We start from the raw sequence: 15,388 nt of genomic DNA on the forward strand, positions 1-15,388 counted from the left end.
CGTGTTCGCCAACGTCGGGTGGGGCGAGATGCTCGTCCTGGTGATCGCCGGTCTCGTCATCCTCGGCCCCGAGCGGCTGCCCGGTGCGATCCGCTGGGCGTCGAACGCGGTGCGCCAGGCCCGTGAGTACCTGTCCGGGGCGACGAGTCAGCTGCGCCAGGACCTCGGCCCGGAGTTCGACGATCTGCGCGAACCGCTGTCCGAACTGCAGAAGCTGCGCGGCATGACGCCGCGGGCCGCGCTCACCAAGCACCTGCTCGACGGCGACGACTCGATCTTCACCGGGAAGTTCGACACCCCCGGCAGTGGCTCACCGAGCAACGGCTCCGACACGCCCACCGAGAAGCCGGTGTCCGCGCCGACGTTGGGCACGCCACCGGCCAAGCCCGCCGGGCCATCTGGTGGCCCGACGCGGTTCGACACCGACGCGACCTAACGCGTTTCCCCGTCGCCCTAGCGGCCCGCGGGGTCCAGTCCGAGCGACATGCCCGCGAGGCCGCGCTTGCGCGACGACAGGGCGTCGGCGACCTTGCGCAATTCCTTGCCGGCCGGTGAATCCGGCGCACTGAGCACCAGCGGCGTCCCCGAGTCACCCGCCGAGACGAGCGCGGGATCGATCGGTACCTGGCCCAGCAGCGGCACGTCGGCGCCGACGGCCAGGGACAGGCGCTCGGCCACCTTCTGTCCGCCGCCCTCCCCGAACAGCGCCATGGTGGTGCCGTCGGGCATCAGCAGACCGGACATGTTCTCGACCACGCCTGCGATGCGCTGACGGGTCTGCAGCGCGATCGCGCCCGCCCGCTCGGCGACCTCGGCTGCTGCCAGCTGCGGCGTGGTGACCACCAGGATCTCGGCGCCGGGGATCAACTGCGACACCGAGATGGCGATGTCACCGGTGCCGGGCGGCAGGTCGAGCAGCAGCACGTCCAGGTCGCCCCAGTACACGTCGGCGAGGAACTGCTGCAGCGCACGGTGCAGCATCGGACCGCGCCACACCACGGGCGTGTTGCCCTGGGTGAACATCGCGATCGAGATGACCTTCACGTCGTGCGCCACGGGCGGCAGGATCATCGAGTCGACCTGGGTGGGACGCTCGTCGGTGCCGATCATGCGGGGCACCGAGTGGCCGTAGATGTCGGCGTCGAGCACGCCGACCGCCAGCCCACGGGCTGCCATCGCAGCGGCGAGGTTCACGGTGACGCTGGACTTGCCGACCCCGCCCTTGCCAGAGGCGACGGCATACACGCGCGTCAGGGATCCGGGCTGAGCGAACGGGATCACGGGTTCACGCGAATCGCCGCGCAACAGCTTGCGCAGTTCGGTGCGCTGCTCGTCGTTCATCACGTCGAGGGTGACCTTCACCGCGCCGGTGCCGGGCACGTCGGAGACGGCGCTGGTCACTCGGTCGGTGATCTCGGTCTTCTTGGGGCAGGCCGACGTGGTCAGGAAGATCTCGACGTGCACGCCCGACGAATCGTCGACGGTGACGTTCTTGACCATCCCGACCTCGGTGATCGGACGCCGCAGTTCGGGGTCGATCACCTTGTTGAGGGCGGCGCGCACCGCCGTTTCGAGTTCGCTGGGTGTAGAGGACATCACCTGCGAGTCTAGGCCGCGTCGGCGACCGCTCCGGCAGAGGTCAGGCCGGGGGCGGTCCGGGCTGCTGCCCGAGGGGACCCGGCGACACCACCGGCGCGGCTTCGGCGGGGAGTCCACCGGGCGCGGGGGGAGGTGGCGGCGGGGCGAACGGAGCCGCGGGAACCGGGTTCGGGGGCCCGAACAGCGGCGGCGCGAACGGGGCAGGAGCGGGCGGTGGGACGGCGGCCGGCGGCGGTGCCGGGGTGCCCTGGATGCAGAACACCTGGCAGTTCTGCTGCGGTGCTGCCGGCGCGGGCGCACCACCGGGTGCGACGGCACCGGGGTTCAGCGGTCCGGGCGCGGCGGCGGGTGCGCCGATCGTGCCCGCGGCGTTGGTGCCGCCGATGTCGAACAGCGGGGTGACGGCCAGCGGATCGGTCGCGGGCAGGCCGGTCGCGTTGGGCGGCAGGCCCGGGCCGAGGCCTTGACCGCGGGTCGTCGTGAGGTGGACGTCGGAGATCGGTGGCGGCGGGCCGCCGATGACCGGCAGATCGACCGGTTCGACACCGGTCTGGTAGGCGGCTGCCCAGCCAAGTACGTTGCGCGCGTAGGCCATCGAGTTGTTGTAGCGCAGGATCGCGGCGAGCACCTGCGACTGGTCGCGCAGGTTGAGGTTGCCGCTGCACAGATAGCGGGCGGCGGCCAGCGTCGAGTCGAACAGATTCTGCACGTCGGCCTTGCCGTCGTTGTCGCCGTCGGAGGCGTAGCGCGCCCAGGTGCCCGGCAGGAACTGCATCGGCCCCATGGCGCGGGCGTAGGTGACCCGGCCGGACTGCACGCTCTGCACGATCACTTCGTTGCCCGCCAGCGTCCCGTCCAGGGTCGGGCCGTAGATGGGCTGGATCGGCGTGCCGCGTGCGTCGGTGGCTCCGCCGTTGGCGTGTAGCGATTCGATGCGGCCGATGCCCGCCAACAGATTCCAGCTGACGCCGCACCCGGGGTAGGCCGAGGCCATCATCCGCTCGGCGTTGCGGTAGGCGTTGAGCGCCATCACCGGGATGCGCATGTTGCCCATCGTGCTGAACACGATCGGCGGTGGCGGCGGCGACGGGTTGGCCGCGGCGATCCGCAATGGCTTGATCGGCTTGGCGGCCGCGATCACCCGGACGCCTGAGTCGTCGGCACCGCGCGCGACGGCGGCGAGTGGCATGTAACCGTCGGCGCTGACCGTGTGCTTGGGCGCGGGTGCGGCCGCACCGACCGCACCGATGAGCACTGCGGGGGCGATGACGATCACGCCGAAAGCTGGTGTGCGGACCACTCGGGCCGCGCGACGACGCACCGTTGCGATGACGTCGCGTCCGCCAATGTGCACTAAGACCGTCCTACCCAAGCCGAACACCGTGTGAACCAGGTCACCATACCGACTTCGGTTTCATACGTTGCAGCAATCCCCACAATGGCTTTCAACACCCTCGTTGGCGAGATCGCAAATCACGGGTTCGAGGGTCCGACGCGCCCGTCACCGCGCGAGGCCGACTTGCCCTTCTTGTCCGACTTCGACTTGGCCCCACCCTCCTTGGGCGGCTGCAGCTCGTTGAGCAGATCGCGCAGGTCCTCGAGTTCGCGGCGCAGGTAGTCGCGGGTCACGACCTCGCCCACTGCGATTCGCAGTGCGGCCAGCTCGCGGGCGAGGTACTCGGTGTCCGCCTTGGTCTGCTGGGCCCTCCGCCGGTCCTCTTCGAGCGCCACCCGGTCGCGGTTCTCCTGGCGGTTCTGTGCCAGCAGGATCAGCGGCGCGGCGTAGGCGGCCTGCGTCGAGAACGCCAGGTTCAGCAGGATGAACGGGTACGGATCCCACTGCAGCCCAACGGCAAACAGGTTCAGCAGGATCCAGACGATGACGAACACCGTCTGGATGGCCAGGTATCGCCCGGTGCCCAGGAATCGGGCGAACCTCTCGCCGAAGCGGCCGGCGGCCTCCACGTCGAACTGCGGGGTGAGGCGTCGGGACGTACGGGGTGTGTCGAGGCGCTGACGCGCCGTCGCTTCACTCATGACGGCCTAGCGGGGCCCGCGGCCGTGACGTCGGCTACCGGCAGTTCGGGCTCGTCGACGTTGACACGCCAATCGTGCGGTAGGAGGTGGTCGAGCACGTCGTCGACGGTGACGGCGCCCAGCAGGTGGTTCTCCTCGTCCACCACCGGCCCGCAGAGCAGGTTGTAGGCGGCGAAGTAGCGGGTGACCGCGGCCAGCGAGGTGTCGGGGGTCAGGTTGGGCAGGTCGGTGTCGACGATGCCGCTGACCAGGGTGGCGGGCGGCTCGCGCAGCAGCCGCTGCAGGTGTACGCAGCCCAGGTAGCGCCCGGTCGGCGTCGCGGTCGGCGGGCGCACGACGAACGCCAGAGACGCCAGTGCCGGGGTCAGGTCGGGATCGCGGACGCGGGCCAGCGCCTCTGCGACCGTGGTGTCGGGGGCGAGCACGACGGGTCCCGACGTCATCAGACCGCCTGCGGTGTCGGGGGAGTGCTTGAGCAGCCGCCGCACCGGTTCGGAGTCCTCGGGATCCATCCGGGCCAGCAGCACCTCGGCGCGCGAGGCACCCAGTTCGCCGAGCAGGTCGGCGGCGTCGTCGGGATCCATCTCCTCCAGCACGTCGGCGGCGCGCTCGGTGTCGAGCTGTTCGAGCAGATCGACCTGCTCGCTCTCGGGCAGCTCCTGCAGGATGTCGGCGAGGCGCTCGTCGCCGAGGGCGTTGATCACCTCGTAGCGCCGTTTGGACGGCAGTTCCCGGATCGCGTCGGCGACCTCGATCGGGCGCTGCCCCTCGAACTGCGCGAGCAGCTGTGCGACGCCTTGGCCGGGCAGCGCGAGCGCCGACGGCGTCAAGCCCACGACGTTCTGCCATTCGACGGCGTGCACCGACGTGCGTCTGCCCAGGCGACGGTGGTTCCGCACCGCCACGCGGGTGACGACCCAATCGCGGGAACGCACTTGCTCCATGGCGAGGTCGACCACCACGACGTCGACGCCCGCGAGCTGCGGCAGCTCGGGATCGTCCACGCGGACGCGGGTGTCGAGCACCTGGCCCAGCACGAGGACCTCACCGGGCCGCTGGGCGAATCGGCGCAGCGACACGTTGCCGGTGGTCAGCGTGACCGCACTCGGCTCGATGGCGGTGACGCGCAGGATCGGCACGAAGATCCTTCTGCGCGTGAGCAATTCGACGACCAAGCCCAGTACTCTGGGCTGCTGCTTGACGATGCTGATGCTGATCACGACGTCGCGAACGCGCCCGATGGACTCGCCATCGGGACCGAGCACCACCATCCCCGCTAGCCGGGCCGCATAGACCCTGTTCACCGCCGCCATGCCACAAAGGGTAGAGAGTGTTGGCGTGTCCAACCCGTATCGCCCCCGTCGAACCGTTTTGTCGGTCCCTGGTAGTAGCGACAAGATGATCGCCAAGGGCAAACAGCTGCCCGCCGACGAGGTGTTCCTCGACCTCGAGGACGCCGTCGCCCCGGACGCCAAGGGCGCTGCACGCGCCCGGGTGGCCGCCGCGCTCGCCGAACCCGGCTGGGCCGGTCAGCTGCGCGGCGTCCGGGTCAACGACTGGACGACGCCGTGGACCCACGCCGACGTCATCGAGGTCGTGGCGACGGCAGGCGAACACCTGGACCTGGTGGTGCTGCCGAAGGTCGTGGATGTCTCGCACGTTCAGGCGCTGGACTTGTTGCTCACCCAGCTCGAGCACACGCACGGACTTCCGGTGGGCCAGATCGGGATCGAGGCGCAGATCGAGAACGCCGCGGGCCTGTCAAACGTCGACGCGATCGCCGCGGCACCGCGGGTGCAGTCGTTGGTGCTGGGGCCGGCGGACATGATGGCGAGCCTCAACATGCGCACCCTGGTCGTCGGCGAGCAGCCCGAGGGCTACGACGTGGGCGACGCCCACCACTACGTCCTGATGCGCATCCTCGTCGCCGCGCGCACGCACGGCATCAACGCGATCGACGGGCCCTACCTGAAGGTGCGCGACACCGACGCCTTCCGCAGGGTCGCCGGTCGCTCGGCGGCGCTCGGCTACGACGGCAAGTGGGTGCTGCACCCCGACCAGATCGACGCGGGCAACGAGATCTTCAGTCCCCGCCAGGACGACTATGACCACGCCGAGCTGATCCTCGAAGCCTACGAGTGGCACACGTCGCAGGCGGGCGGGGCGCGCGGTGCGGTGATGCTGGGCGACGAGATGATCGACGAGGCGAGCCGCAAGATGGCGCTGGTGATCGCGGGCAAGGGCAGGGCGGCCGGGATGGCGCGCACGACGGCGAAGTTCGAACCGCCCGCGTAGCGCTAGACGACGAACCTCAGGTGACGGCGTAACCGCTGGCGAACATACCGACGATCAGCAGCACGTACAGGATCATGCCCGCGGTGATCAGGCCGCCGACGATGACGCCCGCGAGCGCCAGACCCCACCCGTCCTGCCCGGTGCGACGGGTCTCGCGCATGGCGATGATCCCGAGGACGACGCCGACGACCGCGGGCAGGCCGCAGAGCAGTCCGGTCAGTGCGCAGACCAGCGCCGCGATCGCCTTGCCGTTGGTGCCCGCGGGCTGAGCCGCTCGGTAGGGGTCGTACGGGTAGCCGCCGGCGTACGGCGGATAGGGCGGCGGGTAGCCGGGCTGCTGGTAACCCGGGGCCGGGTACCCGGGCGGCGGGTATCCGCCCGGTTGCGACCACCCGTCGGGGTGGACAGGCGGCGGCAGCCCGGGGTTGGCGGGGTAGTCCAGCGGCTGCGTCGAACCGTCGGGTGCCGGGAACTCGGGGCCGCGGTAAGGCTGCTCGGGACCGTTGGTCATCAAGCCGCCGCGACGAGGACGAGCCAGAGCATGCTGAACAGCAGCGTCACGGCGCCGACGATGATCCCCGCGAGGGCCAGGCCCCGGCCGGACTCGCCGCTCACCTTGATCTGGTTGATCGCGACGACGCCGAGGATGATGCCCGCGATCGAGCCGATGCCGCAGAGCGACACCACGGACGCGACCAGTGAGGCAATGGCCAACGCGTTCGTCTTCGTGGGCTGCGCGCCGTAGGCGGGATAGCTGGGAGCGCCGTAACCCGGAGCCCCGTAACCGGGTGCGCCATAGCCTGGCGCGCCATAGCCGGGCGGCGGATACCCGGGCGGCGGACCGTAACCGGGGGCGGCGCCGTAGGGCGGGGGAGGCGGGTAGTTGCCCGGGGTGCCGTACTGCGGCGGCGCCTGCTGGCCGAACTGCGACTGGCCGAACTGCGGTTGGCCGTACTGCGGTTGGTCGTACGAGGGCTGCTCGTAGGAGGGCTGGTCGTAGCGAGGCTGCTCATACGACGGCGGCTCGTAGGAGTTCGCGTACGCAGGCGCCGAGTCGCCGGAGTCCTGCTCGTCCGGTCGCGGGGTGTCCTCGATGGGGGGCGATTCGTAGCCCTGGGGAGCCGGTTCCGACCCTCCGGCGCCCGAGTCGGGTGACGACGTCTGACCTGGGTTCGAGTCCTCACTCGTCATGGATCCAAACCTAGCGCACCGCCGATACCGAGTGTTCGACGCGCTTTCGGGGCACGATGAGCCATGCCGGTGCGTTGTCGTGAGAGACGCGAACTCACTTCTTCTCGAGGAGACGAACATGACCAGCCCGCTTCAACCAGGACAGAAGCAGGGACGTGGAATGCCCCCAGCACTACCGACCCCGCCGAAGGGATGGCCGATCGGGTCGTACCCCACCTACGCCGAAGCGCAACGGGCAGTCGACTACCTGTCGGACCAGCAGTTTCCCGTGCAGCAGGTCACCATCGTCGGCGTCGACCTCATGCAGGTGGAACGGGTCACGGGCAGGTTGACGTGGCCGCGCGTGCTCGGCGGCGGTGCGCTGACCGGCGCCTGGCTGGGTCTGTTCATCGGTCTGGTGCTCGGCTTCTTCAGCCCGAGCCCGTGGGGGTCGCTGATCGCGGGCCTGGTCGCCGGTGTGTTCTTCGGCTTGATCACCTCGGGCCTACAGTACGCAATGGCGCGCGGCACAAGGGATTTCAGCTCGACGATGCAGCTCGTCGCCGGACGCTACGACGTCCTGTGTGACCCGCAGGCCGCCGAGCAGGGGCGGGATCTGCTGGCGCGCTTGACTATCTGACGGGTGTCGCGGCGGTCGCCGCGCGCCAAGTCTCAGGTCACGATTAGGCCCGATATCGGCCGTACGCGGCGGGGAGTGTTGCACATCACGCCCGAATCGCTCTACGGTTTGCGCGCGGGAGGTTTCCCCGCCCGCCGTCGCGCCAGCGGCGACGTGAAGCGACGGAGCTGCCTCGGCGGCCCGTCGGACGCGGATGGAGGCGGGTCGTGCGCGCTCGGCGGCTATGCGCTGCGGCTGTAGCTGCGCTGACGATGACCTCGGTGGCGTCGTTGACGGCGTGCAGCTCCGGCGGTGGCGGGAACGTCATCAACTTCTACACACCGGCCAACGAGATGGCGACGTTCACCGCGGTGGCGAAGCGTTGCAACGAGGAACTCGGCGGCCGGTTCACCATTCAACAGGTCAGCCTGCCCAAGGGTGCCGACGACCAGCGGCTGCAGCTGGCTCGTCGACTCACCGGCAACGACAAGACCCTCGACGTCATGGCACTCGACGTGGTCTGGACCGCGGAGTTCGCCGAAGCCGGTTGGGCGTTGCCGCTTTCGGACGACCCGGCAGGCCAGGCGGAGGCCGATGCCCGCGAGGACACCCTGCCCGGCCCGCTGAAGACGGCCGAGTGGCAGGACCGGCTGTACGCGGCGCCCGTCACCACCAACACCCAATTGCTCTGGTACCGAGCCGATCTCGTACCCGAACCGCCCCGGGACTGGGACGCCATGGTGGCCGACGCCACCCGCCTGCACGCCGCCGGTGAGCCGAGTTGGATTGCCGTGCAGGCCAAGCAGTACGAGGGCCTCATGGTGTGGTTCAACACGTTGCTGGCCAGCGCCGGGGGACAGATTCTCTCCGAGGACGGCGAGACCGTCACGCTGACCGACACCCCGGAGCACCGCGCCGCGACGGTCAAGGCCCTGCAGATCATCAAGTCCGTCGCCACCGCCCCGGGTGCCGACCCGTCGATCACTCAGACCGACGAGGGCACCGCACGCCTGGCGCTCGAACAGGGCAAGGCCGCGCTCGAGGTGAACTGGCCGTTCGTGCTGCCGTCGCTGCTGGAGAACGCGGTCAAGGGGGGCGTCTCCTTCCTGCCGCTCGATCAGCAGCCCGACCTCGCGAGCGCCATCAACGACGAGGGGACGTTCTCGCCGTCCGACGAGCAGTTCACCTCGGCGTACGAGGCGAGCAAGAAGGTGTTCGGCTTCGCCGAGTTCCCGGGTGTCGTGCCCGGGCAGCCCGCGAAGGTGACGCTCGGTGGCCTGAACCTGGCGGTGGGCAAGAACACTCAGCGCAAGGCCGAGGCCTTCGAGGCGATCCGCTGCCTGCGCAACGCGGAGAACCAGCGCTACACCTCGGTCGAGGGCGGCCTGCCTGCCGTGCGGGCGTCGCTGTACGACGACCCCGCCTTCCAGACCAAGTACCCGCAGTACGACGTCATCCGTCGTCAGCTCGTCGACGCCGCCGTGCGTCCCGCGACCCCGGTGTATCAGGCGGTGTCGACCCGTATCTCGGCAACGTTGGCGCCCATCACCGAGATCGACCCGGAGCGCACGGCCGACGAACTCGCCGAACAGGTGCAGAAGGCCATCGACGGTAAGGGGCTGATCCCGTGACCGCGGTACCCACGGAGTCGACGCCTGCCGTCGCCGCCACCGACGACGAGCGGTCCGAGCGCAAGCTCGCCTTCCTGTTGATCAGTCCCGCGGTGCTGCTGATGATCGCGGTGACGGCGTACCCGATCGCCTACGCGGTGTGGCTCAGCCTGCAGCGCTACAACCTCGCCGCGCCGGACGACACCGAGTTCGTCGGACTGAGCAACTACGTCACGATCCTCACCGACGGCTACTGGTGGACGGCGTTCGCGGTGACGCTGGCGATCACCGTGGTGTCGGTGGCCATCGAGTTCGTACTCGGCATGGCGCTCGCACTGGTCATGCACCGGACCATCTTCGGCAAGGGCGTGGTGCGGACCGCGATCCTGGTGCCGTACGGCATCGTGACGGTCGCCGCGTCCTACAGCTGGTACTACGCATGGACGCCGGGCACCGGCTATCTGGCCAACCTGCTGCCCGAGGGCAGTGCGCCTCTGACCGAACAGTTCCCGTCCTTGGCGATTGTCGTGCTGGCCGAGGTGTGGAAGACGACGCCGTTCATGGCGCTGCTGCTGCTCGCCGGGCTGGCGCTGGTGCCGCAGGATCTGCTGAACGCGGCCCAGGTCGACGGCGCCGGTTCGTGGACGCGGTTGGTCAGGATCATCCTGCCGCTGATGAAGCCGGCGATCCTGGTGGCGCTGCTGTTCCGCACGCTCGACGCGTTCCGCATCTTCGACAACATCTACGTGCTGACCGCCGGGGCCAACGACACCGGATCGGTCTCGATCCTCGGTTACGACAACCTGTTCAAGGCGTTCAACCTCGGCCTTGGCTCGGCGATCAGCGTCCTGGTGTTCCTGTCGGTCGCGGTGATCGCGTTCATCTACGTGAAGATCTTCGGCGCCGCGGCCCCGGGCAGTGACGACGTGGGGGGACGCCGATGAACGAACGAGCTGGCGCCGGTCGCGCCACGGGCTGGGTCGTCGTCAACGTCCTGGTCGTGCTGTACGCCCTGATCCCCGTGCTGTGGATCCTGTCGTTGTCGCTCAAGCCGACGTCGAGTGTCAAGGACGGCAAGCTCATTCCCGCCGAGGTGACGTTCGACAACTACACCGCGATCTTCCAGGGCAACGTGTTCAGTTCGGCGCTGGTCAACTCGATCGGCATCGGACTGATCACCACCGTGATCGCCGTCGTCATCGGCGGGATGGCCGCCTACGCGATCGCGCGGCTGGCGTTCCCCGGCAAGAAACTGCTCGTCGGCGTGGCGCTGCTGATCGCGATGTTCCCCCAGATCTCGCTGGTGACACCGATCTTCAACATCGAGCGCGCCGTGGGCCTGTTCGACACGTGGCCCGGCCTGATCATCCCCTACATCACGTTCGCGCTGCCGCTGGCGATCTACACCATGTCGGCGTTCTTCAAGGAGATCCCATGGGATCTGGAGAAGGCCGCCAAGATGGACGGGGCCACGCCCGCGCAGGCCTTCCGCAAGGTGATCGCACCGCTGGCGGCGCCGGGCATCGTGACCGCGGCGATCCTGGTCTTCATCTTCGCGTGGAACGACCTGCTGCTGGCGCTGTCGCTGACCGCGACCGAGCGGGCTATCACCGCGCCGGTGGCGATCGCGAACTTCACGGGCAGTTCGCAATTCGAGGAGCCGACGGGGTCGATCGCGGCCGGTGCCATGGTGATCACCGTGCCGATCATCATCTTCGTGCTCATCTTCCAAAGACGTATCGTCGCCGGGCTCACGTCCGGTGCGGTGAAGGGGTAGTCATGGCCGAGATCGTGTTGGACCGGGTGTCGAAGAGCTACCCTAATGGCGCGACGGCGGTGAAGGAACTGTCGCTGACGATCGCCGACGGCGAGTTCATCATCCTGGTCGGTCCGTCGGGTTGCGGTAAGTCGACCACGCTGAACATGATCGCCGGGCTCGAGGACATCAGCTCCGGCGAGTTGACGATCGGTGGCGAGCGGGTCAACGAGAAGGCGCCCAAGGACCGCGACATCGCGATGGTGTTCCAGTCCTACGCGCTGTACCCGCACATGACGGTGCGGCAGAACATCGCCTTCCCGCTGACCCTGGCCAAGGCGTCGAAGGCCGACATCGCCGCCAAGGTGGAGGAGACCGCCAAGACGCTGGACCTGACCGAGTTGCTGGACCGCAAGCCCGGGGAGTTGTCCGGCGGTCAGCGGCAGCGGGTCGCGATGGGGCGCGCAATCGTGCGCAACCCCAAGGCATTCCTGATGGACGAGCCACTGTCGAACCTCGACGCCAAGCTGCGCGTGCAGATGCGCTCGGAGATCGCCCGGCTGCAGAACCGCCTGAACACGACCACCGTCTACGTCACGCACGATCAGACCGAGGCGATGACGCTCGGTGACCGCGTGGTCGTGATGCTGGCAGGCGTCGCGCAGCAGATCGGCACGCCCGAGGAGCTGTACAACCGGCCCGCGAACCTGTTCGTCGCAGGGTTCATCGGCAGTCCGGCGATGAACTTCTTCCCCGCCACCCTGACCGACGTCGGCGTGCGGCTGCCCTTCGGCGAGGTGACGCTCACCCAGGAGGCGTCCGACCTGCTGCGCAAGCACCCCAAGCCGGCCAACGTGATCGCGGGCCTGCGGCCGGAGCACCTCGACGATTCATCGCTCATGGACACCTACGCGCGCATCCGAGCGCTGACGTTCGAGGTGACCGTCGACCTCGTCGAGTCGCTCGGCGCGGAGAAGTACGTGCACTTCCACACCGAGGGCGAAGGCGCCCGGGCCAGCCAGCTCGCCGAGCTGGCGGTCGAATCCGGCGGTGCCGACAACGAATTCACCGCCCGGGTGTCGACCGAGTCGAAGCTCGTGGCACGGCAGACGGCGGAGTTGGCGTTCGACACCTCGCGGCTGGTGCTCTTCGACGCCGACTCGGGCGTGAACCTGTCGATCCCGCCGGCAGCGTGAGCGACGTTCTCACAGCGGTTCGGGCGCGACTGCGCGAACACTTCGCCGCCGCGGGCGTGACGGGCGACCCCGTCGGGGCGAACGTGACGTTCCTGGGCGCGGAGCCGATGGAGGTGCTGAGGTTCGGCGCCGACTCGGACGGCGTCTATCACTATGTCTCCGTTGGCTGTTCGCGGCACCCGATGATGGATCCGATGGAGTTCGTTGCGGACACGTCGACCGGCCCGCGCGCCGAGGTGGTGCTCTCCCAGCGCGGGCCCACCCCGGCCGGGTTGGCCAAGTCGATCGCCGTGGTGGCGTCCACGCCATCGATCGAGGGGGTGATCCTGGTCGAGGATGCGTTGATCGACCTGGAGACGCCGCTGTGGGAGGGCGCCCCGTTCACCGCGGTGCTGTTGGGGCGCAGCGACATCGACGACGTAGACGTCGACGGGGATCATCCGGTGACGGTGCTGTCGGCGACGCCGATCACCGCGACCGAGGCGGCGTGGGTGCGGCTCAAGGGAGCCGAGGCGATGCGCGAGGCGTGGCTCACCGACGGCGTGGACGTGCGCGATCCGCGACGCCGCGCCGCCAGCCCCAGCTGACCAGTTGCCGAACGTCGGTTACCGCCACGGTTTTCGCGCCGCAGCGTGACACAATCCAACACTCGGCGAGAGCCGCCTACAGCCAGTGGTTGCGCCGGAAGGTGAAATACAGCGTGGTGCACACGGTCAACATCAGCAAGAGCACCGCCGGATAGCCCCATACCTGTTTGAGTTCCGGCATGTGTTCGAAGTTCATCCCGTATATGCCCGCGATCGCGGTCGGGACGGCGGCGATCGCGACCCACGCCGAGATCTTGCGCATGTCGGTGTTCTGCTGCATCGAGACCTTGCCGACCGCTGCCTGCACCAGTGAGCTGAGCACCTCGTCGTAGCTGGCGATGCGGTCGGACGCCTTCATGGTGTGGTCGAGCACGTCGCGCATGTACCGCCGGACCTCCTTGGAGACGAGGTCGTTGTAGTCGGTGCCCATGCGCTCGAGGTCCTTGGCCAGTGGGCTGACCGCGCGGCGCAGTTCCACGACCTCGCGCTTCATCAGGTAGATGTGCTCGATGTCGGTGGCGCTGTCGGGGGAGAAGACGTTCTCCTCCATCGCGTCGATGTCGTTCTCGACCAGGTCGGTGACGTCGAGGTAGGAGTCGACGACGTGGTCGGCGATCGCGTGCATCACCGCGTACGGGCCCAGCCGACAGTTCGAGGGCGCGCTGTCCATGTGCTTGCGGACGCTCGCGAGGCCGCCGTGGTCGCCGTGGCGGACCGTGACGACGAAGTCGCGGCCGACGAAGATCATGATCTCACCGGTCTCGACGATCTCGCGCACCTTGGCCATCGACTCGTGCTCGACGTAGTTCACGGTCTTGAGGACCAGGAACAGCGTGTCGTCGTAGCGTTCGAGCTTCGGCCGCTGATGGGCGTGCACGGCGTCCTCGACGGCGAGCTCGTGCAGGTCGAAGACGTCGGCCACCGCCTGCATCTGATGGTCGTCGGGCTCGTGCAAACCGATCCACACGAAGGCAGGCACACCCGAGGCCTCCAGTTCGCGGACCTTCGCCAGAGCACCGCCGTGGGTGTACTTGCCCGGCAGCCGTGCCCCGTCGGCGTACACGCCGCAGTCGACCATCGCGCGGGCGACCGGCACGTGGATGGAGTGGAAGTCGGCTTCAGCGGGACGGCGGGCGGACGCCTTGAGCACCGAGGGCTGCAGCGCGCGGAACGACGGCATCGCCAGGTCCCCTCTCCGTGGTGTGCGCCCCTGGTCGGGCGCCGAAATGATACGCCTGTCAGCTGGCAGTGGCGTGCTCACGAGCCGGGAGAGCACCGGGGTGAGATGTCAGGGTGCAGTAACCTGACGCGGGTGTCCAACAGTGCTGTTGATTCGTCGAGTGATACGCCGTCCGCTGCTCGTACGCCGCAAGTCGTCATCGACGACGCCGAGATCTTCGCAGCGCACGAGGGCGGCAAGCTCTCGATCGATCTGAGGGAGCCACTCGACACGCAGCGCGCCCTGTCGATCGCCTACACCCCGGGCGTCGCCCAGGTGAGTCGCGCGATCGCCGCCGACCCCGCCCTCGCCGCCAAGTACACCTGGGCCAACCGCCTCGTCGCGGTCGTCAGTGACGGCAGCGCCGTCCTCGGACTCGGTGACATCGGCCCGTCGGCGTCGCTGCCGGTGATGGAGGGCAAGAGCGCGCTGTTCAAGACGTTCGGCGGTCTCGACTCGATCCCGATCGTGCTGGCCACCAAGGACCCCGACGAGATCATCGAGACGCTGATCCGGCTGCGGCCGACGTTCGGCGCGGTGAACCTCGAGGACATCTCGGCGCCGCGCTGCTTCGAGATCGAGCGCCGCGCCATCGAGGCCCTCGACTGCCCGGTGATGCACGACGATCAGCACGGCACCGCGATCGTCGTCCTCGGCGCGCTGCTCGGTGCGGCCAAGGTCCTCGACCGCGACATGACCACGCTCAAGGTCGTCGTCTCCGGTGCGGGTGCGGCAGGCGTGGCGTGCACGAACATTCTGCTCGCCAGTGGGATTCGCGACATCACGGTGCTCGACAGCAAGGGCATCGTGCACTCCGGCCGCGACGACCTCAATTCGTTCAAGGCCGAGCTGGCCGCTCGGACCAACCCGCGTGCGCTGACCGGCGGCGTGGCCGAGGCGCTCGACGGTGCGGACATGTTCCTCGGGTTGTCGGCAGGACTGGTGCCCGAGCACCTGATCGCGACGATGGCCCCTTGCGGCATCGTGTTCGCGCTGTCCAACCCGGACCCCGAGATCCACCCCGACGCCGCACGCAAGTACGCGTCCGTGGTGGCGACCGGCCGCAGCGACTTCCCGAACCAGATCAACAACGTGCTGGCCTTCCCGGGCGTCTTCCGCGGTGCGCTCGACGCAGGCGCCCGCCGCATCACCGAGGCGATGAAGGTCGCGGCGGCTCATGCGATCTTCTCGGTGGTCGGCGACGATCTCGCGGCCGACCACATCGTGCCCAGCGCGCTGGACCCGCGCGTCGGCCCGGCGGTGGCTGCGGCGGTCGCGGAAGCCTCGGGAGTCTGAGCCC

The 15,388-nt window shown here is 68.8% G+C and carries 16 protein-coding genes; 9 read left to right on the top strand and 7 right to left on the bottom strand.

Annotated features, from left to right (window positions below):
• Nucleotide 1: 1 nt before the first annotated feature.
• Nucleotides 2–436, top strand: a complete 435-nt coding sequence (gene tatB, locus G6N61_RS27185) for a Sec-independent protein translocase protein TatB (RefSeq protein ID WP_163923784.1) — start codon at nucleotides 2–4, stop codon at nucleotides 434–436.
• 17 nt (nucleotides 437–453) lie between these two features.
• Here the strand turns inward: tatB and G6N61_RS27190 are convergent, their stop codons facing one another.
• From G6N61_RS27190 to G6N61_RS27205, 4 genes are all read right to left on the bottom strand, one after another.
• Nucleotides 454–1,596, bottom strand: coding sequence for an Mrp/NBP35 family ATP-binding protein (locus G6N61_RS27190; RefSeq protein WP_163923787.1), 1,143 nt, complete (start codon nucleotides 1,594–1,596; stop codon nucleotides 454–456).
• Nucleotides 1,597–1,639: 43 nt separating this feature from the next.
• Nucleotides 1,640–2,953 carry a lytic transglycosylase domain-containing protein gene (locus tag G6N61_RS27195; RefSeq protein ID WP_179973531.1) on the bottom strand — a complete coding sequence of 438 codons (1,314 nt, stop codon included), beginning with the start codon at nucleotides 2,951–2,953 and terminating at the stop codon, nucleotides 1,640–1,642.
• A 119-nt stretch (nucleotides 2,954–3,072) separates the two neighbouring features.
• Nucleotides 3,073–3,636, bottom strand: a complete 564-nt coding sequence (locus G6N61_RS27200; protein WP_163923790.1) for a DUF1003 domain-containing protein — start codon at nucleotides 3,634–3,636, stop codon at nucleotides 3,073–3,075.
• Nucleotides 3,633–4,949: a magnesium transporter MgtE N-terminal domain-containing protein gene (locus tag G6N61_RS27205; RefSeq protein ID WP_163923793.1), complete on the bottom strand. Its 1,317-nt coding sequence runs from the start codon at nucleotides 4,947–4,949 to the stop codon at nucleotides 3,633–3,635. Before G6N61_RS27205 ends, G6N61_RS27200 begins: the two co-directional genes overlap by 4 nt.
• 25 nt (nucleotides 4,950–4,974) lie before the next feature.
• Here G6N61_RS27205 and G6N61_RS27210 point away from each other — a divergent pair, with 25 nt between their 5' ends.
• A complete protein-coding gene (locus G6N61_RS27210) occupies nucleotides 4,975–5,931 on the top strand; it encodes an HpcH/HpaI aldolase/citrate lyase family protein (protein WP_163923796.1) in 957 nt (318 codons plus the stop codon).
• A 16-nt stretch (nucleotides 5,932–5,947) separates the two neighbouring features.
• Here G6N61_RS27210 and G6N61_RS27215 read toward each other — a convergent pair whose 3' ends face one another.
• Both G6N61_RS27215 and G6N61_RS27220 read right to left on the bottom strand, forming a co-directional pair.
• Nucleotides 5,948–6,442 (bottom strand): DUF4190 domain-containing protein, encoded by a 495-nt coding sequence (locus tag G6N61_RS27215; RefSeq protein WP_163923800.1) that lies wholly within the window; start codon nucleotides 6,440–6,442, stop codon nucleotides 5,948–5,950.
• Nucleotides 6,442–7,122: a DUF4190 domain-containing protein gene (locus G6N61_RS27220; RefSeq protein WP_163923803.1), complete on the bottom strand. Its 681-nt coding sequence runs from the start codon at nucleotides 7,120–7,122 to the stop codon at nucleotides 6,442–6,444. Before G6N61_RS27220 ends, G6N61_RS27215 begins: the two co-directional genes overlap by 1 nt.
• A gap of 118 nt (nucleotides 7,123–7,240) precedes the next feature.
• Here G6N61_RS27220 and G6N61_RS27225 point away from each other — a divergent pair, with 118 nt between their 5' ends.
• From G6N61_RS27225 to G6N61_RS27250, 6 genes are all read left to right on the top strand, one after another.
• On the top strand, nucleotides 7,241–7,741 hold the full coding sequence (locus tag G6N61_RS27225; protein ID WP_163923805.1) for a YflT domain-containing protein: 501 nt from the start codon (nucleotides 7,241–7,243) through the stop codon (nucleotides 7,739–7,741).
• A gap of 251 nt (nucleotides 7,742–7,992) precedes the next feature.
• Complete coding sequence (locus G6N61_RS27230) at nucleotides 7,993–9,351, top strand: ABC transporter substrate-binding protein (RefSeq protein ID WP_179973532.1); 1,359 nt, start codon at nucleotides 7,993–7,995, stop codon at nucleotides 9,349–9,351.
• Nucleotides 9,348–10,274 carry a carbohydrate ABC transporter permease gene (locus tag G6N61_RS27235; RefSeq protein ID WP_163923811.1) on the top strand — a complete coding sequence of 309 codons (927 nt, stop codon included), beginning with the start codon at nucleotides 9,348–9,350 and terminating at the stop codon, nucleotides 10,272–10,274. Before G6N61_RS27230 ends, G6N61_RS27235 begins: the two co-directional genes overlap by 4 nt.
• Nucleotides 10,271–11,107, top strand: a complete 837-nt coding sequence (locus tag G6N61_RS27240; RefSeq protein WP_163923813.1) for a carbohydrate ABC transporter permease — start codon at nucleotides 10,271–10,273, stop codon at nucleotides 11,105–11,107. The genes G6N61_RS27235 and G6N61_RS27240 overlap by 4 nt, the downstream gene beginning before the upstream one ends.
• Nucleotides 11,108–11,109: 2 nt before the next feature.
• A complete protein-coding gene (locus G6N61_RS27245; RefSeq protein WP_163923816.1) occupies nucleotides 11,110–12,282 on the top strand; it encodes an ABC transporter ATP-binding protein in 1,173 nt (390 codons plus the stop codon).
• Nucleotides 12,279–12,869 carry a suppressor of fused domain protein gene (locus tag G6N61_RS27250; protein ID WP_163923820.1) on the top strand — a complete coding sequence of 197 codons (591 nt, stop codon included), beginning with the start codon at nucleotides 12,279–12,281 and terminating at the stop codon, nucleotides 12,867–12,869. The genes G6N61_RS27245 and G6N61_RS27250 overlap by 4 nt, the downstream gene beginning before the upstream one ends.
• Before the next feature lie 76 nt (nucleotides 12,870–12,945).
• Here the strand turns inward: G6N61_RS27250 and corA are convergent, their stop codons facing one another.
• A complete protein-coding gene (corA, locus tag G6N61_RS27255; RefSeq protein WP_163923823.1) occupies nucleotides 12,946–14,049 on the bottom strand; it encodes a magnesium/cobalt transporter CorA in 1,104 nt (367 codons plus the stop codon).
• A 132-nt stretch (nucleotides 14,050–14,181) separates the two neighbouring features.
• On the opposite strand from corA, the gene G6N61_RS27260 reads away from it, so the two are divergent.
• Nucleotides 14,182–15,384 (top strand): NAD(P)-dependent malic enzyme, encoded by a 1,203-nt coding sequence (locus G6N61_RS27260; RefSeq protein WP_163923825.1) that lies wholly within the window; start codon nucleotides 14,182–14,184, stop codon nucleotides 15,382–15,384.
• Nucleotides 15,385–15,388 lie beyond the last annotated feature (4 nt).

Origin of the sequence: Mycolicibacterium arabiense, from assembly GCF_010731815.2 — a bacterium.
Lineage (GTDB): Bacteria > Actinomycetota > Actinomycetes > Mycobacteriales > Mycobacteriaceae > Mycobacterium > Mycobacterium arabiense.

Excerpts from the sequence above, each read along its gene's own strand:
- G6N61_RS27225 (WP_163923805.1), top strand. The coding sequence starts at position 7,241 with ATGACCAGCCCGCTTCAACCAGGACAGAAGCAGGGACGTGGAATGCCC.
- corA (WP_163923823.1), bottom strand. The coding sequence starts at position 14,049 with ATGCCGTCGTTCCGCGCGCTGCAGCCCTCGGTGCTCAAGGCGTCCGCC.
- G6N61_RS27215 (WP_163923800.1), bottom strand. The coding sequence starts at position 6,442 with ATGACCAACGGTCCCGAGCAGCCTTACCGCGGCCCCGAGTTCCCGGCA.
- G6N61_RS27200 (WP_163923790.1), bottom strand. The coding sequence starts at position 3,636 with ATGAGTGAAGCGACGGCGCGTCAGCGCCTCGACACACCCCGTACGTCC.
- G6N61_RS27205 (WP_163923793.1), bottom strand. The coding sequence starts at position 4,949 with ATGGCGGCGGTGAACAGGGTCTATGCGGCCCGGCTAGCGGGGATGGTG.
- G6N61_RS27245 (WP_163923816.1), top strand. The coding sequence starts at position 11,110 with ATGGCCGAGATCGTGTTGGACCGGGTGTCGAAGAGCTACCCTAATGGC.
- G6N61_RS27240 (WP_163923813.1), top strand. The coding sequence starts at position 10,271 with ATGAACGAACGAGCTGGCGCCGGTCGCGCCACGGGCTGGGTCGTCGTC.
- G6N61_RS27220 (WP_163923803.1), bottom strand. The coding sequence starts at position 7,122 with ATGACGAGTGAGGACTCGAACCCAGGTCAGACGTCGTCACCCGACTCG.
- G6N61_RS27230 (WP_179973532.1), top strand. The coding sequence starts at position 7,993 with ATGACCTCGGTGGCGTCGTTGACGGCGTGCAGCTCCGGCGGTGGCGGG.
- G6N61_RS27190 (WP_163923787.1), bottom strand. The coding sequence starts at position 1,596 with ATGTCCTCTACACCCAGCGAACTCGAAACGGCGGTGCGCGCCGCCCTC.